This is a genomic window from Reyranella sp. (assembly GCF_965228225.1).
GTDB lineage: Bacteria > Pseudomonadota > Alphaproteobacteria > Reyranellales > Reyranellaceae > Reyranella.
On record NZ_OZ245801.1, the window covers coordinates 3,497,926 to 3,519,998 of the forward strand.

Annotated in this window: 18 protein-coding genes and 1 other RNA gene; all 19 read right to left on the reverse strand. The window is 68.6% G+C overall.

The annotated features are described in order from the left end of the window. Window positions 1–4: 4 nt before the first annotated feature. The 19 genes from recN to rnpB all read right to left on the reverse strand — a co-directional run bounded on the left by recN (window position 5) and on the right by rnpB (window position 22,065). The gene (recN, locus tag ACO07K_RS16940; RefSeq protein ID WP_422029810.1) at window positions 5–1,678 is read right to left on the reverse strand and encodes a DNA repair protein RecN; all 1,674 of its coding nucleotides are present in this window, start codon (window positions 1,676–1,678) and stop codon (window positions 5–7) included. Between the two features lie 7 nt (window positions 1,679–1,685). Continuing rightward, on the reverse strand, window positions 1,686–2,507 hold the full coding sequence (locus ACO07K_RS16945; RefSeq protein WP_422029812.1) for an outer membrane protein assembly factor BamD: 822 nt from the start codon (window positions 2,505–2,507) through the stop codon (window positions 1,686–1,688). Window positions 2,508–2,617: 110 nt separating this feature from the next. Then, entirely contained in the window at window positions 2,618–4,366 is a 1,749-nt protein-coding gene (ftsZ, locus tag ACO07K_RS16950) for a cell division protein FtsZ (protein ID WP_422029814.1), read from the reverse strand. Window positions 4,367–4,515: 149 nt separating this feature from the next. Next, window positions 4,516–5,751: a cell division protein FtsA gene (ftsA, locus tag ACO07K_RS16955; protein ID WP_422011849.1), complete on the reverse strand. Its 1,236-nt coding sequence runs from the start codon at window positions 5,749–5,751 to the stop codon at window positions 4,516–4,518. Window positions 5,752–5,791: 40 nt separating this feature from the next. Then, window positions 5,792–6,673, reverse strand: coding sequence for a cell division protein FtsQ/DivIB (locus ACO07K_RS16960; RefSeq protein WP_422029816.1), 882 nt, complete (start codon window positions 6,671–6,673; stop codon window positions 5,792–5,794). Beyond that, entirely contained in the window at window positions 6,670–7,599 is a 930-nt protein-coding gene (locus ACO07K_RS16965) for a D-alanine--D-alanine ligase (protein WP_422029818.1), read from the reverse strand. The genes ACO07K_RS16960 and ACO07K_RS16965 overlap by 4 nt, the downstream gene beginning before the upstream one ends. Then, the gene (gene murB, locus ACO07K_RS16970; RefSeq protein ID WP_422036669.1) at window positions 7,596–8,525 is read right to left on the reverse strand and encodes a UDP-N-acetylmuramate dehydrogenase; all 930 of its coding nucleotides are present in this window, start codon (window positions 8,523–8,525) and stop codon (window positions 7,596–7,598) included. Before murB ends, ACO07K_RS16965 begins: the two co-directional genes overlap by 4 nt. Continuing rightward, window positions 8,525–10,000, reverse strand: a complete 1,476-nt coding sequence (murC, locus tag ACO07K_RS16975) for a UDP-N-acetylmuramate--L-alanine ligase (protein WP_422029820.1) — start codon at window positions 9,998–10,000, stop codon at window positions 8,525–8,527. The genes murB and murC overlap by 1 nt, the downstream gene beginning before the upstream one ends. After that, window positions 9,997–11,124 (reverse strand): undecaprenyldiphospho-muramoylpentapeptide beta-N-acetylglucosaminyltransferase, encoded by a 1,128-nt coding sequence (murG, locus tag ACO07K_RS16980; protein WP_422029822.1) that lies wholly within the window; start codon window positions 11,122–11,124, stop codon window positions 9,997–9,999. The genes murC and murG overlap by 4 nt, the downstream gene beginning before the upstream one ends. Continuing rightward, a complete protein-coding gene (locus ACO07K_RS16985; protein ID WP_422029824.1) occupies window positions 11,121–12,248 on the reverse strand; it encodes an FtsW/RodA/SpoVE family cell cycle protein in 1,128 nt (375 codons plus the stop codon). Before ACO07K_RS16985 ends, murG begins: the two co-directional genes overlap by 4 nt. Then, complete coding sequence (murD, locus tag ACO07K_RS16990) at window positions 12,245–13,633, reverse strand: UDP-N-acetylmuramoyl-L-alanine--D-glutamate ligase (RefSeq protein ID WP_422029826.1); 1,389 nt, start codon at window positions 13,631–13,633, stop codon at window positions 12,245–12,247. Before murD ends, ACO07K_RS16985 begins: the two co-directional genes overlap by 4 nt. A gap of 2 nt (window positions 13,634–13,635) precedes the next feature. Continuing rightward, window positions 13,636–14,727 (reverse strand): phospho-N-acetylmuramoyl-pentapeptide-transferase, encoded by a 1,092-nt coding sequence (gene mraY / locus ACO07K_RS16995; protein WP_422029828.1) that lies wholly within the window; start codon window positions 14,725–14,727, stop codon window positions 13,636–13,638. Between the two features lies 1 nt (window position 14,728). Next, window positions 14,729–16,135: a UDP-N-acetylmuramoyl-tripeptide--D-alanyl-D-alanine ligase gene (locus tag ACO07K_RS17000; protein ID WP_422029830.1), complete on the reverse strand. Its 1,407-nt coding sequence runs from the start codon at window positions 16,133–16,135 to the stop codon at window positions 14,729–14,731. Continuing rightward, window positions 16,132–17,601: a UDP-N-acetylmuramoyl-L-alanyl-D-glutamate--2,6-diaminopimelate ligase gene (locus tag ACO07K_RS17005; protein ID WP_422029832.1), complete on the reverse strand. Its 1,470-nt coding sequence runs from the start codon at window positions 17,599–17,601 to the stop codon at window positions 16,132–16,134. The genes ACO07K_RS17000 and ACO07K_RS17005 overlap by 4 nt, the downstream gene beginning before the upstream one ends. A 4-nt stretch (window positions 17,602–17,605) precedes the next feature. Beyond that, entirely contained in the window at window positions 17,606–19,492 is a 1,887-nt protein-coding gene (locus ACO07K_RS17010) for a peptidoglycan D,D-transpeptidase FtsI family protein (protein WP_422029834.1), read from the reverse strand. Next, on the reverse strand, window positions 19,489–20,043 hold the full coding sequence (ftsL, locus tag ACO07K_RS17015; protein ID WP_422011827.1) for a cell division protein FtsL: 555 nt from the start codon (window positions 20,041–20,043) through the stop codon (window positions 19,489–19,491). Before ftsL ends, ACO07K_RS17010 begins: the two co-directional genes overlap by 4 nt. Next, complete coding sequence (rsmH, locus tag ACO07K_RS17020; RefSeq protein ID WP_422029836.1) at window positions 20,040–20,987, reverse strand: 16S rRNA (cytosine(1402)-N(4))-methyltransferase RsmH; 948 nt, start codon at window positions 20,985–20,987, stop codon at window positions 20,040–20,042. Before rsmH ends, ftsL begins: the two co-directional genes overlap by 4 nt. Then, complete coding sequence (locus ACO07K_RS17025; RefSeq protein ID WP_422029838.1) at window positions 20,984–21,463, reverse strand: division/cell wall cluster transcriptional repressor MraZ; 480 nt, start codon at window positions 21,461–21,463, stop codon at window positions 20,984–20,986. The genes rsmH and ACO07K_RS17025 overlap by 4 nt, the downstream gene beginning before the upstream one ends. A 214-nt stretch (window positions 21,464–21,677) precedes the next feature. Beyond that, window positions 21,678–22,065: RNase P RNA component class A (rnpB, locus tag ACO07K_RS17030), an RNA gene on the reverse strand. Window positions 22,066–22,073: the final 8 nt, after the last annotated feature.

A 22,073-nucleotide genomic window follows, 5' to 3' on the forward strand; every position in this document is an offset into this window, starting at 1 on the left:
CCTCCTAAACTGCCGTCGCCAGCAGCCGGTCGGCCGCGGCCCGGGCCTCGACGGTCACCTCCGCGCCCGACAGCATGCGCGCGATCTCCTCGCGGCGGCCCTGCGCATCCAGCGCCAGGACGTCCGTACTGGCGGCCGTCCGGGTCGTGGTCTTGCGGATCAGCCAGTGCCGGTCGGCGACCGCGGCGACCTGCGGCGAATGGGTGACGACGAGCACCTGAACGTCCTTGGCCAACCGCTTCAGCCGTTCGCCGACGGCGGCCGCTGTGGCGCCGCCGATGCCCGAATCCACTTCGTCGAATACGATGGTCGGTGCATCCCCCGCCTTGGCTAGGCAGACCTTGAGCGCCAGCAGGAAGCGCGAGAGTTCGCCGCCGGAGGCGATCCTGGCAATCGGCGCCGGCGGCGCGCCGGGATTGGTCGACACGGTGAACTGCACCCTGTCGGTACCGGCGGCCGACCATTCCGCCTCCGTCAGGGCGGCGACGTCGGTCACGAATTTTGCGCGTTCGAGCTTGAGCGGCGCCAGTTCCGCGGCCACCGCCTTGTCGAGTCTCGCGGCGCCCCTGCGTCGGGCGGCAGCCTGCGCTTCGGCCGCCGTCACGTAGGTGACGCGGGCCGCCTTGGCCTCGGCCGCGAGCTTCTTCAGTCCCGCCTCACCATCGTCCAGAGCCGCCAGCTGGGCCGAGAACTTCTCGGCGAGGTCGGACAGTCCCGCCACGGCGACATTGTGCTTGCGCGCCATTGCCCGGAGCGCAAACAGCCGCTCCTCGATCTTCTCCAGCCGGGCCGGATCGAACTCGAGCGCATCGCGCGCGATCTCGAGCTGGGCCTGCGCTTCCGTGGCCTCGCTCAACGCGCGATCGAGAGCCGCCAGCGGTGCATCGAGCCGGCCATCCGCCTTGTCGGCATGCCGCTCGATCAGGCGGTGGGCCGTGCGCAGGCTCGTGACGGCGCCGCGCCCCTGCTCCAGCTCGGACAGCGCCTGGGTGACGGCCTCGCCCTGCGCACTGCCCGCCCGCATGAGCGCCCGTTCGCCCGCAAGCGTTTCCTCGTCATCGGCCTTGGGGGCCAGAGCCTTCAGTTCCTTGACCGCGTGGCGCAGGAAATCCTCGTCGCGCCGCGCGGCTTCGGCCGTGGCCAACGCATCGGCATGCGCCTGCTCCGCCGATCGCCACGCCGTCCATGCCGAAGCCACCGTGGCCGCCTGCTTATCGAGACCGGCAAAGGCATCGAGCGAGGCGCGGTGAGTGCCCATGTCGAGCAGCCCGTGCTGATCCATCTGGCCCTGGATCTCGACCAGCGTGTCGCCCAGCCGGCGCAGCAGCGCGACCGAGGCCGGCTGGTCGTTGACGAAGGCGCGCCCGCGACCGTCGGCGACGATCGTTCGGCGCAGGGTCAGCAGGTCCTCGCCGTCGAAGCCCTGCTCTGCGAGGATCGACCGTGCGGGATGATCGCGCGGCAGGTCGAAGGACGCGGCGATCGAGGCCTGCGGTGCACCGCGCCGAACCACCCCCGATTCGGCGCGTGCGCCAAGCACCAGGCCCAGCGCGTCGATCAGGATCGACTTGCCTGCACCGGTCTCGCCGGTGAGCGCGCCGAGGCCACCGGTATGGGCGAATTCGAGGTCGAGCTTCTCGATCAGCACGAAATCGCGGATCGAAAGCGTGGCGAGCATGCCGGCGTCAGAAGATGCTGGAGAACCAGCCGCGCTTCTCGTCGGGCGGCCTCGTCCCCTCGCCGGTCATCAGGAAGTAGCTGTCCTGATACCACTCGCTGCCGGGGAAATTGTAGCCGAGCACGGCCGCGGCCTCCTGGGCCTCGCTCTTCACGCCGAGCGAGAGATAGCTCTCGACAAGACGATGCAACGCCTCGGGCACGTGGGTCGTGGTCTGATAGCGTTCAATCACCACGCGGTAGCGGTTGATCGCGCCGACATACTGCTGGTTCGTCTGGTAATAGCGTCCGACCGCCATTTCCTTGCCCGCCAAGTGGTCGATGCAGAGCTCGACCTTGAGGCGCGAGTCGCGGGCGTAGGGCGACTCCGGAAAGCGCTTCACGACCTCGGCCAGCGCGTCGAGAGCCTGCTGGGTGGTGCGCTGATCGCGTCCGACGTCGGAGATCTGCTCGTAGTAGCACAGCGCCTTCAGGTAATAGGCATAGGGAAGGTCGCGGTGGCCGGGATGGAGCTGGATGAAGCGATCCAGCGCGATGATGGCCTCGTCGTACTTGTTGGACTGGTAGTAGGCGAAGGCCGCCATGATCTGCGCCTTGGTCGCCCAGACCGAGTACGGATGCTGGCGGTCGACTTCTTCGAAGCTCTTGGCCGCGGTCTTGTATTCCTGCTGCCCCAGGGCATCGAGGCCCCGATTGTACAAACGCTCGACGGGCTGCTCGACGTAATTGTCGTCGTCCGACCCGCCGCAGGCGACGAGGCCGAACGCCGCCAGCGCCAGCGCCAGTCCCGCCACGATGCGCCGACCCTTACTCACAACCAACTTCGACATGTCCCATCCGCGATAAACTTCGGTGCCGGCGGTTTATATCACGCGCCATCGAAAAAAAGAGGGGCCGCAGGGCCCCTCCGAAGATGCGTGGAGAACAGAAATTTCCTGCGTCAGTTGGCTTGCCGCCGCAGGAAAGCCGGAATTTGCAGATCGTCGTCATCGCGGGCGGGCTTCGCACGCTCCGTGACGTCGAGGCTGATCGAGGTCTGAACCGGCGCCGGACGCGCAACCGGGGCTTTCGGCGCCACGGCGACGACATTCTCCGGAGCCGCCGGGCGGGTAGTGGCAACCGGCTCGGCCGGTGCCGCTCCGGTGGCCGGGGCGGGCTTGGGCGCCGAGAAAGCGCCTGTGATGCGCTGGAACAGGTTCGGCGCACGATTGTCGGTCGCCGGACGGGCGGCCATCGGTCGCGTGACATGTTCGGCCCGCACCGCGGTCTTGGTCGTCGAGGGACGGCTGATACGCCAGTCGTTCTCGTCGACCAGCGGACGCTGCGGCGCAGCCGGCGCAGGCGGTGCAGGCGGCTGGACGGGAGCCGGCGCGACGGCGACGGGCGCCGGAGCGGGAGCAGGCGCCGGGGCGACCTCGACCGGCGGAGCCACCATGACGGGAGCCTCGACCGGCGCCTCATAGGCCGGAGCCGGCGTCGGCATCGACGCCACGATCGGCGTGACCGGCGCGGCGGCGACCGGCGGAGCTGGCGGCGCGACGGCGACCGGCGGCGCGACGGGCGCGGCCGGCATCGCGGGAGCCGGCGCCGCGGTGGCAGCGGTCGGCATGGCGACCCGGCCGACCGGCGGCGCGACCGGACGGCTGAGCGCCGGCTGACCGGTCTGGATCGGACGGTTCATGTCGAGCGACAGGTAGTTCGGCGCGGGCTGCTGGGCAGCCATCGCCGCGATGCCGGTGGCGACCACCGAAACGCGCATGCGGCCATCCATCGTCGCATCGAAGGTCGAACCGAAGATGATGTTGGCGTCGCCGTCCACTTCTTCGCGGATGCGGTTGGCCGCCTCGTCGACTTCGTGCAGCGTCATGTCGAGGCCACCGGTGATGTTGATGAGAACGCCCTTGGCGCCCTTCATCGAGTGATCCTCCAGCAGCGGGTTGGAGATGGCGGACTCGGCCGCGACGCGGCTGCGGTCCGGACCTTCCGCCTCGCCCGTACCCATCATCGCCTTGCCCATCTCGCCCATGACGGTGCGGATGTCGGCGAAGTCGAGGTTGATGAGGCCCGGCATGACCATCAGATCGGTGACGCCGCGCACGCCCATGTGCAGCACGTCGTCGGCCATCTTGAAGGCGTCGGCGAAGGTCGTCTTCTCGTTGGCGATCTTGAACAGGTTCTGGTTGGGGATGACGATCAGCGTGTCGACAACCTTCTCCAGCTCGGTGATGCCCTGCTCGGCCGACTGCATGCGGCGGCGGCCTTCGAAGTGGAAGGGCTTGGTCACGACGCCGATGGTGAGGATACCCTGCTCGCGCGCCGCGGCGGCGATGACGGGCGCCGCACCGGTGCCGGTGCCGCCGCCCATGCCGGCGGTGACGAACACCATGTTGGCGCCGTCGAGGAGCTGCAGGATCTCGGGCAGCGCTTCCTCGGCGGCCTGACGGCCGACCTCGGGCCGTGCGCCGGCGCCCAATCCCTGGGTGATGGTGATGCCGAGCTGGACGCGCCGGTCGGCGAGCGACTGGGTGAGCGCCTGCGAATCGGTGTTGGCAACGATGAATTCCACGCCTTCGAGCGCGGCACTGATCATATTGTTGACGGCGTTTCCGCCCGCGCCACCGACGCCGATGACGGTAATGCGCGGCTTAATCTCGGACTCCGTCTGAGGGAGACTGAGGTTGATTGTCATTCGGTTTTCTCCACGCAAACGAGGGGTAATCTGCCCGGAGCGACAGCGTGAGCCTCCTGTTACGCTAGAGACCCTTCACCGACACCGGTTTCTTCTTGTCTTTTTGTCTATAGCCTGTGGGATTTGCCTTATCCCGCACAACATATTGCCTAAAAGTTATCCCTAATCCAACTGCCAATCCGGCCGATGCGACTCGCCGGAGCTTCGTTCGACGCCGGCTGGTTCTGCACGACCGCGTGATTGTGGAGCGCGAAGCTCAGGAGTCCGGCGGCGGCCGAAAAGGCCGGCCCGCCCGTCGAATCCGCAAGGCCTGCCAGCCTGAGCGGCGCACCGGTCCGGACCTTCTTGTTCAGAATCGCGGCAGCGACTTCGGGGACGCCGTCGAGCTGGCACCCGCCGCCGACCAGGACAGCGCGTCCGCCCGCCAACTTATCCACACCGCTCGCTTCGAGACGGCTGCGCACGAGTTCGAACGTCTCCTCAACCCGGGGGCGAATGATGCCCACCAGGATCGAGCGCGGGATGTGGTTGGGCCGCGTACGATCCTCTTCGCCGATCAGCGGCACGTCGATGATGTCGTACTCGTCGTTGGGCTTGATGACGGCGCGGCCGATCTGCGTTTTCATCCGCTCGGCATGCGCAACCGGCGTCGACAGGCCGCGCGCGATGTCGCGCGTGACATGCTCGCCACCCACCGGGATCGAATCGACGTGGACGAGATGGCCCTCGTAGAACACCGCGATCGAGGTCGTGCCGGCCCCCATGTCGATCAGGGTGACGCCGAGATCGCGTTCGTCGGAAACAAGCGAGCTGAGACCGGCGGCGTGCGCGGCGACCACGCGGTCGGCGATCTCGAGATGGGCACGACGGACACAGACCTGCAGATTGCGCATCGCGCCGCTTGCCGCGGTCACCAGATGGACATCGACACCCAGCCGCTCGCCGAACATGCCGCGAGCGTCGCGGACCGGCGTGCCGTCGACCGTGTAGCCGATGGCGGCGGAATGGATGATGTCGCGGTCGGCGGTCTCGGCGGGAAGCTGGATGTGCTGCTGGACGCGGCGAACGTCGCGCTCGCCGATCTCGTGATGACCGATGGCGACTTCGAGGCTCTGATTGTGCGAGGCGGCCGACCCGCCGCTCACGCCGACGATGACGTCGCGAACCTGCTCGCCGCACATTTCCTCCGCGGTCGACACCGCCGAGGAAATCGCACGAGTCGCCGCTTCCATATCGACGATGTTGCCCGAGCGCATGCCGAGCGCGGGCTGGTGGCCGATCCCGACCACGCGCAGCCCCTGCCCGTCGACACGGGCAACAAAGCAAACGACCTTGTTCGTTCCGATGTCGAGCGCTGCAATGACGCCATTTCTCGTCTTCGCCACGATGTCCCCCGTCTTACGCGTACTCTCGCCGCTTTTGATTCTACGCTGGCCCGGGCGTCGCGTCGCCCGGATTGCGCTTTCTGAGATAAAGTTTGTCGGGCAGTCTCAGATCGACCACACCGAATTCGCGCGACAGCAATTTGTGCTGCCCGTCGAGCTTCGCAAGATGCTGGAGCGCCGCGACGGCGTCCTCCTCGGGCAGCCAGATCTCGACGCCGTTGTTCAGGATCAGGTTCCAGCGCCGTTGCCCGACCCAGACGGCGGAGCGGAGCTGCCGCGCGACGGTCGGTTCGTAGGTGAGCAGCAGCAGCAGGTCGCCGACATGGTCCGGCGCGCCGGGACCGCCCAGCAGCAGCAGCGTCTCGGCGCCCGGCGGCATGCGGCTGGCGCGCACCGTCCGCCCGTTGGCATCGATCAGCGTGTATTGGCTGCCGTTTTGCCAGATCGCGACGGCGCGGCGCTCCTTCATGGTGACATAGAGCGTATCCGGCAGGCGGCGCTCGACGGTCGCCCATTCGACCCAGTCGATCGCCTCGAGGCGCTTGCGCGAGGCCTGGAGGTCGATGCCGAGAAGCGAATCGCCCCGGCTCACGTTCAGCGCAGCGAGGATGTCGCTGCGTTCGACATAGTCGCGACCCTCGACCGTGACGTCCGCCAGCTTGAACGGCGTGATGGCGCCGACGACACTGCGCGAAATCGCATCGAGCTGGTTCTGGGCCTCGACGAGCCAGCCCTCGCGCCAGGCCCACCAGCCGCCGCCGCCGCCGCACCCCAGCAGCAGGACGATGGCGCCGAGCAGCACCGGCTGTTTCCAGAACGGACGACTTGTCTTGCGGATCGGCCCGCGCTTCTTGCGCCGGTCGTAGTCGCGGCGCGGCGCGGCGCCGGCCTTCGGCGTGGCTGTCTTCTTGGCCGCGCTCACGAAGGATGCCTCGCATGCTCGACCATCCAGGTCATGAGCTGGGACCAGGAGATCCCGGCCCATTTGGCCTGTTCCGGCGCGAGCGACAGCGGCGTCATGCCGGGCTGGGTGTTCAGCTCCAGGATCACGAGTCCCGAGGTGCCGGGCTTCGAATCGTCCCAGCGGAAGTCGGCGCGGGCGAGCCCATTGCAGCCGAGCTCCTGGTAGGCCGCGAACGCCCACTGCTTGGCGGCCTCGTAGACATCCTCGGGAACCGGGGCCGGCACGAGGTGCTCGGTGATGCCGTCGGTATATTTGGCCTCGTAGTCGTAGAAGCGGGTGCGCGGCCGCAGCTCCGTCACGGCGACCGGCTTGTCGCCCATCACCGCGACCGTGAGTTCGCGGCCCGGCACGAATTTCTCGATCAGCACGCGCTCGCCGAATGCGGCCTCCGCTGCCTCGACCGCCGCCAGATTGTCTCCGTCGCGTACGATATGGACGCCGATGCTCGAGCCCTGGTCGATCGGCTTCACGACATAGGGTCGCGGCATGGGATCGCCGGAGGCGAGCGAGCGACGCTCGATCACCCTGCCTTCGGCCACGCGCAGGCCAAGCGACGCGAAGATGTGCCGCGCCAGCGGCTTGTCCATCGCTATGGCGGAGGCGAGCACGCCCGAATGCGTGTAGGGCACGCGCATGATCTCCAGCACGCCCTGGATGCAGCCATCCTCGCCATAGCGGCCGTGCAGGGCATTGAAGACCACGTCCGGCCCGCCGCCGCCGGCGGGACGCAGGAAATCGACCAGGGCGCGCAGGTCGCGCTGCACGTCGTATTCGATGACCTGATGCCCGCCTTCGCGCAGGCCCTCGGCACAGGCCTTGCCACTCACCAGCGAGACTTCACGCTCGGGCGACCAGCCGCCCATCAGAACCGCAACGCGCGTCATTGCCCCGCTCTCCCCGCCGGTTCGCCGATACGCCGGATTTCCCATTCGAGCTGCACGCCGGTCTTTTCCAGCACGCGCCGGCGCACTTCCTCGCCCAGCCCCTCGATGTCGCTGGCCGTCGCTTCGCCGAGATTGATCAGGAAGTTGCAGTGCTTCTCGGAAACCTGCGCCGCGCCGACCTGCAGTCCACGGCAGCCGGCCTGGTCGATCAGCTGCCACGCCTTATGGCCGGATGGATTGACGAAGGTGGAGCCGCCGGTACGACTGCGCGGCTGGGAATCCGTGCGGGCGGCATCGATTTCGCCGATGCGGCGGGCGATGGCCAGCTGGTCGCCGGCCGTCGCGCGCAGGCGCGCCGCCGTGAAGATCCAGTCCGCCGGCGCTTCGCTGTGACGATAGCTGAAGCCCAGCGCGGACGCCGGAACCACATGGACTTTGCCCGCACGATCGACCGCTTCGGCCGATACGAGAACCTGGGACAGGTCGCCCTCATAGGCGCCGGCGTTCATGCGCAACGCCCCGCCGATCGTGCCGGGAATGCCGCTCAGGAACTCGAGGCCGGCCAACGCATGATCGCGCGCCGTCAGCGCGACGTTGAGGTCGAGCGCGCCGGCGCCTGCCACGATCTCCCCGCCCTCGACCGAAATGCCGGTGAAGCCGCGCAGCAGGCGGATCACCACGCCCGTCACGCCGCCGTCGCGAACCAGGATATTGGAGCCGACGCCTAGGACCGTGACCGGCACGTCGGACGGCAAGGCAGCCATGAACGTCGCCAGATCCTCGACATCGGCCGGCCTGAACAGGACTTCGGCCGAACCACCCGCGCGAAACCAGGTCTGCGGTCCCAGCGCTGCGTCGGCCGTCAGGCGTCCGCGCGGCCGGGGCAGCCGGTCGATCAGGTGGGGCGTCGAGGTGGCGAGAGCCATCATGCCGCCGATCCGCCGTGGGGGCTCGCATCGTTGGCGATGGCGCGCGGCCCGGCCTTCTCCGCCGCAAGCTGCAGGATCTGACCGGGCAGCGCATGCGCCCAGGCGGTGATATTGCCGGCACCCAGGCAGACCACGACGTCGCCCGGACGCGCGATCTGCCAGATCATTTCCGGGAGCTCGCCGGGACCGGCGAGCGGCATCACGTCGCGATGGCCGGCCCGCTGGACGAGGCCCACCAGCATGTCGCGATTGACCCCTTCGATCGGGGCCTCGCCCGCGGCGTAGACGTCGGCGATGATCACGGCGTCGGCATCGGAGAAGCAGCTGGCGAACTCGGCACGCAGCGCGCCGAGACGCGAGTAGCGGTGCGGCTGCATGACGGCGATGACCCGGCCCGAGCCGCCATAGGCCTGTCGTGCGGCACGCAGCACGGCTGCGATTTCCACCGGATGGTGGCCGTAATCGTCGATCACCGTGATGCCATGGGCTTCGCCGGTCTTGGTGAAGCGCCGCTTGACGCCCGCGAACGAGCCGAGCGCGCGACGGATCGTGTCGTCCGGCAAGCCCATCTCCTGGGCGACGGCGATGGCCGCCAGCGCGTTCTGGACGTTGTGCTGGCCGAACATCGGCAGGCGCATGCCGGTGATAGTGCGCGATTCGTTGGTGGCACGATTCTCGACCATGACGTCGAAATCGGCGCCGCCGCGATCGAGCTTCAGGTTGATGGCGCGAACGTCGGCATTGGCGCCGATACCGTAGGTGATGATGCGGCGGTCGGCGACCCTCGGGATCAGCGCCTGGACCTCGGGATGGTCCGAACAGAGGACTGCGAAGCCGTAGAAGGGAATGTTCTCGACGAAGCGTACGAAGGCATCGCGCAGCGCGTCGAAGGTGCCGTAGTGGTCGAGATGCTCGGGATCGACGTTGGTCACCACCGCGATGGTGGCCGGGAGACGCAGGAAGGAGCCATCGGACTCGTCGGACTCCACGACCATCCAGTCGCCTTCGCCGAGCCGAGCGTTGGTGCCATAGGCGTTGATAATGCCGCCGTTGATCACCGTCGGATCGAGGCCGCCGGCATCGAGCATGGCCGCGACCAGAGAGGTGGTCGTCGTCTTGCCGTGCGTACCGCCAACCGCGATCGACCATTTCAGCCGCATCAGCTCGCCCAGCATCTCGGCGCGCCGCACGACCGGCACATGACGCGTGCGCGCGGCCAGGACCTCGGGATTGTCCTTCTTGACCGCGCTCGACACGACCATGACCTGGGCGTTGCCGACATTCTCGGCGCGGTGGCCGATCATCACCTTCATGCCCAGGTCGGCGATGCGGCGTGTGTTGGCACTCTCGGCGACGTCGCTGCCCTGCACCTTGTAGCCGAGGTTGTGCAGCACCTCGGCGATGCCGGACATGCCGATACCGCCGATGCCGACGAAGTGGATGAGACCGAGATCGAGCGGCAACGCCCTCATGCGGCGACTCCCGTGGCTGAAGGCGAAAGGGGAAGCGAGACGAACTCGCCGACGACGTCCGCGAGGCGCGCAGCAGCGTCGGGACGGCCTGCGGCATGGGCCGCTCCCGCCATCGCCGCAAGCCGCTCCGGCTCTTCGGTCAGGGACACGAGATGGCCCGCCAGGGCGGCGGCGGTGAAGGAGGCGTGCGGCAGCACGATGCAGGCGCCCGTCGCCTCGAAGGCCCGTGCATTGGCGGTCTGGTGATCGTCGGCCGCGTAGGGATAGGGCACCAGGATGGACGGGCGGCCGATCGCCGCCAGCTCGGCCACCGTCGAGGCGCCGGAGCGGCCGATCACGAGATGCGCGGCGGCCATGCGCTGCGGCAGATCGGTGAAGAACGGCGCGATCTCGGCGACCACGCCCGCCCGGACGTAGCTCGTGCGCACCCGGTCGATGCTCTCGGGACGGCACTGCTGCACGATGCGCAGGCGCGACCGCAGCGCCTGGGGCAGGGAAAGAACGGCCTGCGGCACGACCTCGCCGAACGAAGCCGCACCCTGGCTGCCGCCAAACACCAGAAGATCGATCACCCGCCCCTCGCCCGGCGGACGGTAGGGTGAATCGCGCAGCACGCGCACGGGCTCGCGCACGGGATTGCCCACGAGTTGCGCCCGTGCATCGCCGTCGAGATAGCGGGTGCGGGCGAACGATGTCGCGACGCGCCCGGCCCCGCCCAGCACGAGACGGTTGGCGCGGCCCAGCACGGCATTCTGCTCGTGGAGCATCGCCGGCAGGCGGCGCAGGCGGGCGGCGACCATGGTCGGCACCGAGGCATAGCCGCCGAAGCCCACGACGACGGATGGACCGATGCGGCCCAGCGCCCGCCAGGCGTCGAACAGGCCGAGGGCCAGCGAGAACAGCGCCAGCACTTTCTTAACCGGCGACCCGGTCGGGCTCGCGGAACGGATGTAGTGGATCGGGCGCCGCGACAACGCGCCCTGCCACTGGCGCCCGCGCGAATCGGTGACCAGGGTGAACGCCACGCCCCGCGCCTCGAGCTCGCCGGCCAGCGCCTCGGCGGGGAACACGTGCCCGCCGGTGCCGCCGGTCGCCAGGACCACGGGACGCGCGGCCTGTGTCATACGGCCTCCCTCAGGCCGGCATGTTCGCGCGTGAGCGACAGCATCATGCCAACGCAGATCGCCATCGCGAGCGCCGAGGAGCCGCCATAGGAGATGAACGGCAGGGTCATGCCCTTGGCGGGGATGAGCTGGATGGTCGAGGCCATGTTGATGGCCGCCTGCAGGCCGAACTGGACGGCGAGGCCGGTGGCCGCGAGGGTGATGAACAGGCTGGTCTCCTTCGAGGCGCGCGACATCGAGCGCAAGGTCACGAAGGCAAACAGGCAGAGGATCATCAGGCAGACGACGAGTCCGAATTCCTCGCCGGCGACCGCCATCACGAAGTCGGTATGGGCGTCGGGAAGCTGCGCCTTCACGGTGCCCTCGCCCGGGCCGCGGCCGAACAGCGAGCCGTTCATGAAGGCCTCGAGCGAGGTGTTGACCTGGTAGTTGTCGCCCGAGGAGGGATCGAGGAAGCGATCGAAGCGGCTGCGCACGTGACTGAACAGGAAGTAGGCGCCGACCATGCCCGCCGCGCCGGCCACCGCGCCGAAGCCCGCGACCCACATCGGCAGGCCGACGACGAACAGCTGGACGGCCCAGACGGCTGCCACGACGACACTCATGCCGAGGTCGGGCTGGAGCACCAGCAGGGCCAGCACGCCGCCGACCAGCAGGGTCGACAGGAGATAGCCCGGCGCGCGCCGCTCAGTGCGGCTCTGCGCCAGCAGCCACGCCGAGATCACGGCGAGGCTCGGCTTCACGAATTCCGACGGCTGCACGCTCGACAGGCCGGGTACGGAGATCCAGCGGCGTGCGCCCTTGATCTCGACGCCGATCACGAAGGTCGCGGCCAGCAGCACGATGCTGCCGCAGAAGACGAGCAGCGCCAGGCGCCGCACGTGCCGCGGCGAGGCGAGCGAGATCGAGAGCATGACGAGGAGCGCCAGCGGCAGGAACAGGAACTGGCGCTTGGCGAAGAGGAAGGAGTCGGCGCCAATGCGCTCGGCCGCCGGCGGCGAGGCGGCGAGGGTCAGCATCACGCCGAACGCCATGATGGCGAGGATTGCCCCGAGCGACCAGCGGTCGACGGTCCACCACCACTGGCCGATCACACTGCGATCGTCGCGCGGAACCTGGATCAAGCCGCCCTCCCCAAACTCTCGGCCCCCGGCAGGGCCCGCGCCATCGCGCGAAAGGCATCGCCGCGATGTTCGTAACTGTTCCACTGGTCCCACGACGCGCAGGCCGGCGACAGAAGAACGACGGCATGTCCCGCGGCCTCGCGCTGCGCCAGCGCATGCGCGGCCACGAGCGCCGATTGAAGGTCGCCACAGCGGCTGTAGGGCAGCTTGCCTTCGAGCTGTCCGGCGAACAGGTCGGTGGCCTCGCCGATCAGGAAGGCATGGCGGATGCGATCGAAGTAGGCGACGAGCGGCGCGACGCCGCCTTCCTTCGCCTGGCCGCCCAGAATCCAGTAGATGTCGTCGTAGCTCGACAGCGCCCGCGCGGTCGCGTCGGCGTTCGTGGCCTTGCTGTCGTTGACGTAGACGACGTTCCCGACGGCGGCGACGCGCTCCTGGCGATGCGGCAGGCCGGGATAAGTCCGCAGTCCGGCGACGATCGTCTCACGCGGCACGTCCAGCCAGCGGCACACCGCCCAGGCGCAGGCCGCATTCTGTGCATTGTGGTCGCCCGGCAGGGTGAGCACGTCCGAGAAGTCGACCGTGTAGCCGTCGGCGTCGACCAGCATGCCGGCGCGATAGGAGATGCCGCTGGCCACGGGACGATCGAGCGCCACCGGCACGCAGGCGATACCGGGACGGGCCGCCATCTCGCGCTCGACCTGGCGCGACGGCTCGTCCTCGGTGCCGATCACGACGCAGTCGCCGGTGCGCTGGCGGGCGAAGATGTTCTTTTTCGCCGCGACGTATCCTGCGAGATCGCCATGGCGGTCGATATGGTCGGGCGTGATGTTCAGCCACACCGCGACATCGGCATGGAAGGTCTGCAGGAGCTCGAGCTGGTAGGATGACAGCTCCAGAACGTAGAGGCCGTCCTTCCCGAGCGGCTCGAGGTCGAGCGCGCCGCGACCGATGTTGCCGCCCACTTCGCAGCGGGCGCCGGCCTGCTGGAGGATGTGGCCGATCAACGCCGTCGTCGTCGACTTGCCGTTGGTACCGGTGATGGCGACGAACCGCGCTTCTGGCTGCGCCCGGGCCAGCAGTTCGACGTCGCAGATGATCCGCTTGCCGGCAGCGCGCGCGGCCACGGCGACCGGATGCGGCACCGGCAGCGTGCTGGGAATGCCGGGGCTGATCACCAGCGCGTCGATGCCCGACCAGTCGATCGTCACCGGATCGGCGATCCGGGCGCCCGCCTCTGCCGCCGCCTCGCGGGAGGAAGCGCTGTCGTCCCAGGCGATGCAGTCGATCCCGGCCGCCCGGAGGGCGCGAACGGTCGCAAGGCCGGAGCGCGCGAGCCCCAGCACGACGAACGACGAACCCTTGAGGATGGCGAGGTCGATCATCGTTACCTCAGCTTCAGGGTCGCGAGGCCGGCCATCGCCAGGATGGCGGCGATGATCCAGAAGCGGAAGACGATGGTGGGCTCGGCCCAGCCCTTCTGTTCGAAGTGATGGTGCAGCGGCGCCATGCGGAAGACCCGCTTGCCGGTCCATTTGAAGGACAGGACCTGCACGATCACCGACACGGTCTCCAGCACGAACAGGCCGCCCACGATCGAGAGCACGATCTCGTGCTTGGTCACGACCGCGACCGCGCCCAGCGCGCCGCCGATGGCCAGCGAACCGGTGTCGCCCATGAACACCATGGCGGGGGGCGCGTTGAACCACAGGAAGCCGAGGCCGGCGCCGACCAGGGCCGCCAGCAGTACCGCGAGTTCACCGGACCGCGGCACGTGATGCAGATAGAGGTAGTTGGTGAGGATCGAGTTGCCCACGACATAGGCGATGAGGCCGAACACGGCGGAGGCCATGATGACCGGCCCGATCGCGAGCCCGTCGAGCCCGTCCGTCAGGTTGACGGCATTGGAGGTGCCGGCGATCACCAGCACGCCGAAGGCCACGAAGCCCACCGCGCCGAGCGGGATCAGCACGTCCTTGAGGAAGGGCACCGCCAGCGCATAGCGCAGCGGCGGCGGCGAGGACTGGGCGATCAGATAGACGGCGATGCCGGAAGCCACGACCGCAAGAGCGAGCTTGAGCTTGCCCGCAACGCCCTTGGGGTTGCGCTTGGTGACCTTGAGATAGTCGTCCATAAACCCCACGGCGCCGAAGGCGAGCGTGACGCCGAGCACGATCCAGACATAGCGGTTGGTCAGGTCGGCCCACAGGAGCGTGGCGACCGACAGGGTGATCAGGATCAGCAGGCCGCCCATGGTCGGCGTGCCCTTCTTGGTCATCAGGTGGCTGGCCGGTCCGTCGTCGCGGATCGGCTGGCCCTGCTTCTGCTTGCTGCGCAGCCAGCGGATGAGCGCGCCGCCGATCAGGAAGCTGAGCACCAACGCCGTCAGGAAGGCGGCGATCGACCGGAACGTCAGATACCGGAACAGGTTGAAGGGCGTGAACTGGTCCGCCAGGGGATAGAGAAGATTGTAGAACATCCTAGCGTCCCGCCTCGCCGCCGCTGGCCGCCACGATGGCGTCCACGACGATCTTCATTTTGGAGCCCAGCGAACCCTTCACCGCGACCACGTCCCCTGCCCTCAGCGCGCCAGCCACATCGCCTGCCAGCACCGCCGAATCCGGCCGATGCACGCCGCGCTGCGCCGGCGGCAGAAGCTGCCACAGCGCCTGCATGTGCGGCCCGCACAGGAAGACCTGCGTCGCACCGCTCGCCGCCACCGCATCGGCGAGACCCGAGTGGTAGGCATCGGCGCCCTCACCCAGCTCCCGCATGTCGCCCAGCGCCAGGATCCGGCGTCCGCCCGGCTGCGGCTCCATCCGCGCCAGGACCGAGAGCATCGCCCGCACCGAAACCGGATTGGCGTTGTAGCTCTCGTCGAGCAGCTCGATCGCGCCGCCGCCGAACGCCAGCATGCGCCGCGCGCCGCGCCCCGGAGAGGCCTTCACTTCGGCCAGTGTCGCCGCCGCCCTGGCGACATCCGCGCCCAGGGCCTCGATGACGGCCAGCGCGCCGATGCTGTTCAAGACCCAATGCTCCCCTGCCGCGCCCAGCCGATACTCGATCCGGCGACCGTGTATCAAGGCTGCAACATCACTGCCCGAATCCTGCAGGTCGCAGGAGACAAGGCGGGCCTCGGCAGCCTCGCTGCGGCCGAAGCCGACGATGCGGGAAACGCCGAAATCACGGGCTTTTCGGACCAGCCGCTCGAAGTGGCGGCTGTCGCGATTGAGCACGGCGACTGCGCCTTCGGACATGCCCGCAAACAGGCAGCCCTTCTCGTCGGCGACCGCTTCCTCGCTGCCCATGTGGCCGATATGGACCGGCCCGACATTGGTCACGATGCCGACATGCGCCGCGACCTGGCGGGCGAGCGGCTCGATTTCGCCGGGATGGTTCATGCCGATCTCGAACACGCCGTAACGCACATCGCGCGGCAGGCGCGCGAGGCTGACCGGCACGCCGACGTGATTGTTGTAGCTCGCCACGCTTGCCGAGGTCGGCGCCTGCGCCGACAACATCGCGCGCAGGGCATCCTTGGTGCTGGTCTTGCCGACCGAGCCGGTGACGCTGGCAATGCGCGCGTGGCTGCGACGGCGTGCGGCAAGACCCAGCTCGACCAACGCCTTCATCGTGTCCAGAACGCGGACCAGCGCACCCTGCGCCCCCGACACCTCGCGTGACACGACGGCCGCCGCGGCCCCGCGCGAGAGGGCGTCGGCGACGAAGCCGTGACCGTCGGTCGTCTCGCCGCTCAGCGCGAAGAACAGATCCCCTTTTCCCACCGCACGGCTGTCGAACGTCACGCCCTGGGCTTCGAACGGCGCCGTGATCGAGGATGCGGTCAGGGCCGCCCGTACTTCGTCCGAGGTCCACAGCGCGCTCACGCACCGCCTCCGGCAAGCCCGCGCGCCTCCTCGGCGTCGTCGAAATGATGGGTAACGCCCTTGATCGTCTGGCCGGTCTCGTGACCCTTGCCGGCGATCAGCAGCAGGTCGTCCGCGCTCGACAGCGCGGCCATGCCGGCGGCGATGGCGGCGTGCCGGCCCTCGGCGATCTCGATCCAGTTGCGGCGATCCTCGGCGATACCGCGCCGGATCTCGGCACGAATTTCCACCGGCTCCTCGCTGCGGGGATTGTCGTCGGTCACGATCGCCAGGTCGGCGAGACGCGTGGCGATCTCGCCCATCACCGGGCGCTTGCCGCGGTCGCGATCGCCACCGCAGCCGAATACGACGACCAGCTTGCCGCGCGCGAAGGGCCTCAACGTCCGCAGCACCGTCTCCAGCGCCTCCGGCTTGTGGGCATAGTCGACATAGACCGCCGCGCCGGAGCGATGGCGGGCCACGAGTTGAAGCCGTCCAGGGGCGCCGGTCAGATGGGCCAGGGCCTCGACGGCGGCCGCGGCGTCGCCGCCCGTCGCGACCACGAGGCCGAGAGCGGCCAGCGCATTGGAGGCCTGGAAGCCGCCGACCAGCGGCAGATCGATCTCGCGACGCGTGCCCATCACGTCGAGCACGAGGTGCTGTCCGGCCGGGGTCGGCGGGTCGGCGATCAGGCGGAATTCATCGCCCTTCGCACCGTAGGTCCAGAAGCGGATGCCGCGCCGCGCGCAGATCGTGCGCAGTGTTTCGGCCCGCTCGCTGTCGGCGTTGACGACCGCCGTGCCGCCCGGCGGCAGCAGCACCTCGAACAGGCGCGCCTTGGCCTCGAAGTAGGCGTCCATCGACCGATGGTAGTCGAGATGCTCGTGGGTGAGATTGGTGAAGGCCGCCGCCGCCAGGCGCAGCCCGTCGAGCCGGTGCTGGTCGATGCCGTGGCTCGACGCCTCGATGGCGAGGTGCGAAACGCCCTGCCGGGCCAGGGCGGCGAGATCCTCGTGAAGCTGCACCGGGTCCGGTGTCGTGAGACCGCCGTCGCGCACCAGGGTCGGCGAGACGATGCCCAGCGTGCCGACGCTTGCCGCCCGGAGGCCCATCCGTTCCCAGATCTGGCGGACGAAATGCACCGTCGAGGACTTGCCGTTGGTGCCCGTGACGGCCGCGATGGTCTCGGGCTGGGCGCCGGCGAAGGCCGAGGCCATGAGCGCCACGCGACGGCGCGGATTGGCGTCTCGGACGACGACGATGCCAGGATCGAGCGGCGGCAACACCGCGTCCGGCGAGGCCAGGATGGCGACCGCGCCGCGCTTGACCGCATCGGCCACGAAGGCCGCGCCGTCCTCCCGGGTGCCCGCGAGGGCGGCGAAGAGATAGCCCGGCTGGACCTTGCGCGAATCGAGCGTCAGTCCGGCGAGAATGGGATCGCGCGGCAGCGCGGAAGAGGTCGCGTTTGCGTCGGCGCTCCGGCGCATGAGCTCACTCAGACGCAACACGACGCACCGCCGGACCGGGGGCTGCCGCCGTCTGGCCGGGAGCCACCGCCGTCTGTCCGGGAGCCGGACGGACCGGCAGGGCTCGACGATGGTCGCCGGGCGAACGCCGCACGCTGGCCGGCACGAGTTGCGGCGGCGCGACGGGAGGCGGCACGGGCGTCGAGGCGATTTCGATCGGGGGCAGGCCGTCCTTCAGGTCGCCCGGCAGGATGCCGTAGAGCGACACCATCTGCTCGATGATGAGCTTGACCGACGGAGCCGCCACCCAGCCGGCCGTCGCGTAGCCGCCGGTCTCCGGCAGGCCTTTCGGCTCGTCGAGCGAGACGATCACGACGAACTTCGGATCGTTCATCGGGAACGCACCGACGAAGGAGCTGATCAGGGCCTTCTGACGATAGCCGCCGCGGCCCGGCTTCTCGGCCGTGCCTGTCTTGCCGCCGACCTCGTAGCCCGGAACGTTGGCGTTCTTGCCCGTGCCCTCGACGGCGTTGAGGCGCAGGAGCTGGCGCATGCTGACCGAGGTCTTCTGCTGGATCACGCGCCGCCCCTTGTCGCTGGCGGCAGTGCGCTTCACGAGCGAGGGCTGGTAGAGAATACCGCCGTTGATCATCGCCGACGAGCCCATCGCAAGATGCAACGGTGTCACCGAGATGCCGTGACCGAAGGCGATGGTCATGGTGTTGATCTTCATCCAGTGGCGCGGCCACAGCGGCCCCGCGACTTCCGGCAGCTGCGTCGATACCGGCTTCAGGAAGCCGATCTTGTCGAAGAAGGCGCGCTGCCCTTCCGGTCCCATGACCTCGACCGCCATCTTGGCCGACGCGATGTTCGACGAAAACTTGAACGTCTCGGCGACGTTCAGAGGACGGCGCTGGGCGTGGTCGTCGTTGATCGTGAAGCGGTCGATGCGGATCGGCGACGTCGCGTCGAACACGCTGTTCAGCGTGATCTTGCCGCTATCGAGCGCCATCGCGGTATTGAAGATCTTGAAGGTCGAGCCCTGCTCGTAGACACCGAGCGTGGCGCGATTGAACAGTGCCTCGTTCGTGAGGGTGCGCGTGCTGTTGGGATTGTAGGTCGGGAGCGACGCCATCGCGAGGACTTCGCCGTTGGTCGCGTCCATGACGATGCCGGTGGCGCCGATCGCGGAGAATTTCTGGACCACGCGGGCGAGCTCGCGCTCGACGATGCGCTGCAGGCGGAGGTCGATCGAGAGCTGCAGGGTTTCGCCGCTCTGCAGCTGCTGGTCGAAGTAGCGCTCGACGCCCGCCAGGCCGGTATTGTCGACGCTGGCATAGCCGAGGATGTGCGCGGCGGCCGTGCCCTGCGGATAGATCCGTCGCTCCTCGGCCTGGAAATCGAGGCCGGGAATGCCGAGGCGGTTGACGCGGTCGTGCTCGCGCGGGCTCAGGCCGCGCTTGATCCAGACGAAGGTCCTGTCGCCTTCCAGCTTCTCGCGGACGTCGTCGTACTTGAGGTCGGGCAGCGCCGTGACGATCTTGCGCGCGGCCTCCTGCGGGTCGAGCAGCAGGTGCGGATTGACGAAGGCCGACATGACCGGGACGGATGTCGCCAGCACGGCGCCATTGCGGTCCACGATGTCGGCGCGCTCGGACTGGATCGAACCGCCGCGGGCGGCAACGCGCTGCGTCGGCTCGGCGCCGTCGCGCAGCAGCGAGACGTAGCCCATGCGCAGGCCGACCGCGGTGAAGGCCAGGCCGAAGATCACCGAAGCGATCACCAGACGCTGGCGCGCGGTCTCCTGGACGTCGCCCTTCAGGCGCTCCTTGGGCGAGGTGTAACGCGCGCCGGCCGCCGCGTTTACCGCGGCGGCCGGTTCGGGCGAGGCAGACTTTCGCCACAGCTTCACCGGGAACCCCCTTCATTTCGCGAGAGGATATCATCGATGGAGGTTGCGACGCTCTTGCCGTCGCCTCCCGGACCCGATGTTGCCGGCTCTTGGATTTGGGCCGGTCGAGGGGGCGTCGTGGGTCCGGAGGAACGCTGGGAAAGGGGTGCGGAGGCCGGCGAGGGGCTGCCGGCCTCCGCTGCGACGCGGCCACCACCACCGGGCAAGTTCGACGAGGGGACGTCGTTGCCCGTTCGTGGGGGGGAAGGAGGTGGTGGATCGCGCCGCGGGGGGACAGATTCGGGTTTGAGCTGATCGAGTCGGACGACCTGCTTGATCGAGGCCGACTCGAGCTTGAGATGCTTCTGCGCGAGCGCTTCGATGCGCTCGGATTCGTTCAGGTGAGCCCATTCGACCCGCAGGATGTGCGTGGCCTGCTGGCTCTCGATGATCTTCTGGTTGGTGCGGTCGATGCGCTCCTCGAGGTCCTGCACCTTGTACTTCACGGTGAACAGGCCCACGGCCGTGGCGACGGCGACGACCGACCAGAACAGGAGCCCGCGATGGATCATGCGGCACCGCCGGCGCCGAGCTTCTCGGCGACCCGCAGACGCGCCGAGCGGGCCCGCGGATTGGCGGCGACCTCTTCGGGCGACGGCAGCGTGGGCTTGCGCGTGAGGTCGCGCAGCGTCGCGGGCCGCCCACCGGCGCCCGGCGGCGCGTGGCGCGACGGGCCGGGCGTGCGACCGGCGCGGGCGCGGACGAATTCCTTTACGGCCCGGTCTTCCAGAGAGTGGAAGGACACGATCGCGAAACGGCCGCCCGGCGCGAGCACCTGCTCGGCCGCGGCGAGGCCGCGCTCGAGTTCGCCCAGCTCGTCGTTCACGGCGATGCGCAGGGCCTGGAAGGTCCGCGTCGCCGGATCGCTCTCGTCCCGGCCCTGCGGACCGACCGCGCGGCGCACGATCTCGGCCAGCTCGCCCGTGGTCTCGATCCGCTTGGCACGCCGCGCCTCGACGATGCTGCGCGCGACACGGCGGCTTCGCCGCTCTTCGCCGTAGCGCCAGATGATGTCGGCGAGCTCCGTTTCGTTTGTTTCGTTTACGAGATCCGCCGCCGACGGACCGTTCTTCTCCATGCGCATGTCGAGCGGGCCCGAGGCGCGGAAGGAGAAGCCGCGATCGGCCTGGTCGAACTGCATCGACGAGACGCCGAGATCGAGCGCCACACCATCGACGTCCTCGACACCCTCGGCCGCCAAGAGGTCCGCCATGTCGCCGAAGCGGCCTTCGATCAGGCGCAGGCGCGGCGCATAGCGTTCGGCGAGCGCCTGGCCCGCGGCAATCGCGTCGGGATCGCGGTCGATGGCGATGACCTGGCAATCGGCGCGATCGAGCATCGCCGCCGTGTAACCGCCGGCACCGAACGTGCCGTCGAGATAGCGGCCGCCATCGCGCGGCTGCAGCGCATCGACGACTTCGCGCGCCATCACCGGAATATGGCGAACGCCGCTCATGCGTCGCCTCCGCCGAGATTGCGCACGAACGCCGCCATCTTCTCGCGCTCGGCCTCGCGGCGCGCCTGCCAGCGCCCGGGATTCCAGAGCTGAAACTTGTCGACCTTGCCCACCAGCATGACGCCGTCGGTCGCATCGAGCGTCTGGACGAACTCGGCCGGCATCGTGAAACGGCCGTCGGGCTCGAGCGAAATGGTGCGCGCGCCGGCGGACAGAAACCCGGCCGGATCGAAGGCGTCGTCGTCCAGGGCGACCTTCAGCGACCCCTTCGGACCCAGCGCTTCGGCGCGCAGGCGGTCCAGCATGGCGTCGAAGCCGGCGCGGGAGTTGCCGTTCACGAGACCGGCGATGGTGGGGGAATGATAGAGCACGAAGGCGCCACGATCATCCGCAGGCAGCTCGTCGCGAAAAGCCGCGGGCAACAGGACCCGGCCCTTCTTGTCCAGCTTGATCAGGATCTCGGACCGGAATGCCACGGCCCATCTCCCCCTAGCCCCGCCGCAGGTGCCCCACGCCCCTACGTTGCCTGTTACACGGGATACATTGGGATATCATGGGAAAGACCGGGATGCAATTATATCGACCAAGAATCCACAAGGAATCTGAACGACTTAGACACGTCCTCTATTGCGCTCTCCGCACAGAAAAGCACAAGGGCTTGTAGATTCGAGTGCTGATGGAGGAACGAAAAGGGTCAGACGGCCTGTAAGCCGGGTTCTGTCCTCGCCCGAAAGCGATGGATGGCCATTCCTCTGGGACGCCCGTTACCGAACGCCTCGCGCGACCGACCCGGGCGACGACGCGGAAACACCGCTGCCGGTTGCCCGGCGTGTCACCCCTATTTGGTCTTGCTCCCGGTGGGGTTTGCCATGCCGCTTCCGTTGCCGGTCGCGCGGTGGGCTCTTACCCCACCGTTTCACCCTTGCCGTCCTGGCGAGCCAGGCTGGCGGTTTGTTTTCTGTGGCACTTTCCCTGGGGTCGCCCCCGCCGGACGTTATCCGGCACCGTGTCTCCGTGGAGCCCGGACTTTCCTCACCCGTTCGGTTGCCCGCCCGAGTGCAGCCATCCAGCCGTCTGACCCGCCGC

What these genes read in the sequence shown, in the direction of transcription:
- recN (WP_422029810.1), bottom strand. Translation starts at nt 1,678, where the DNA reads ATGCTCGCCACGCTTTCGATCCGCGATTTCGTGCTGATCGAGAAGCTC.
- ACO07K_RS16945 (WP_422029812.1), bottom strand. Translation starts at nt 2,507, where the DNA reads ATGTCGAAGTTGGTTGTGAGTAAGGGTCGGCGCATCGTGGCGGGACTG.
- ftsZ (WP_422029814.1), bottom strand. Translation starts at nt 4,366, where the DNA reads ATGACAATCAACCTCAGTCTCCCTCAGACGGAGTCCGAGATTAAGCCG.
- ACO07K_RS16965 (WP_422029818.1), bottom strand. Translation starts at nt 7,599, where the DNA reads ATGACGCGCGTTGCGGTTCTGATGGGCGGCTGGTCGCCCGAGCGTGAA.
- murB (WP_422036669.1), bottom strand. Translation starts at nt 8,525, where the DNA reads ATGGCTCTCGCCACCTCGACGCCCCACCTGATCGACCGGCTGCCCCGG.
- murC (WP_422029820.1), bottom strand. Translation starts at nt 10,000, where the DNA reads ATGAGGGCGTTGCCGCTCGATCTCGGTCTCATCCACTTCGTCGGCATC.
- murG (WP_422029822.1), bottom strand. Translation starts at nt 11,124, where the DNA reads ATGACACAGGCCGCGCGTCCCGTGGTCCTGGCGACCGGCGGCACCGGC.
- murD (WP_422029826.1), bottom strand. Translation starts at nt 13,633, where the DNA reads ATGATCGACCTCGCCATCCTCAAGGGTTCGTCGTTCGTCGTGCTGGGG.
- mraY (WP_422029828.1), bottom strand. Translation starts at nt 14,727, where the DNA reads ATGTTCTACAATCTTCTCTATCCCCTGGCGGACCAGTTCACGCCCTTC.
- ACO07K_RS17005 (WP_422029832.1), bottom strand. Translation starts at nt 17,601, where the DNA reads ATGCGCCGGAGCGCCGACGCAAACGCGACCTCTTCCGCGCTGCCGCGC.
- ftsL (WP_422011827.1), bottom strand. Translation starts at nt 20,043, where the DNA reads ATGATCCATCGCGGGCTCCTGTTCTGGTCGGTCGTCGCCGTCGCCACG.
- rsmH (WP_422029836.1), bottom strand. Translation starts at nt 20,987, where the DNA reads ATGAGCGGCGTTCGCCATATTCCGGTGATGGCGCGCGAAGTCGTCGAT.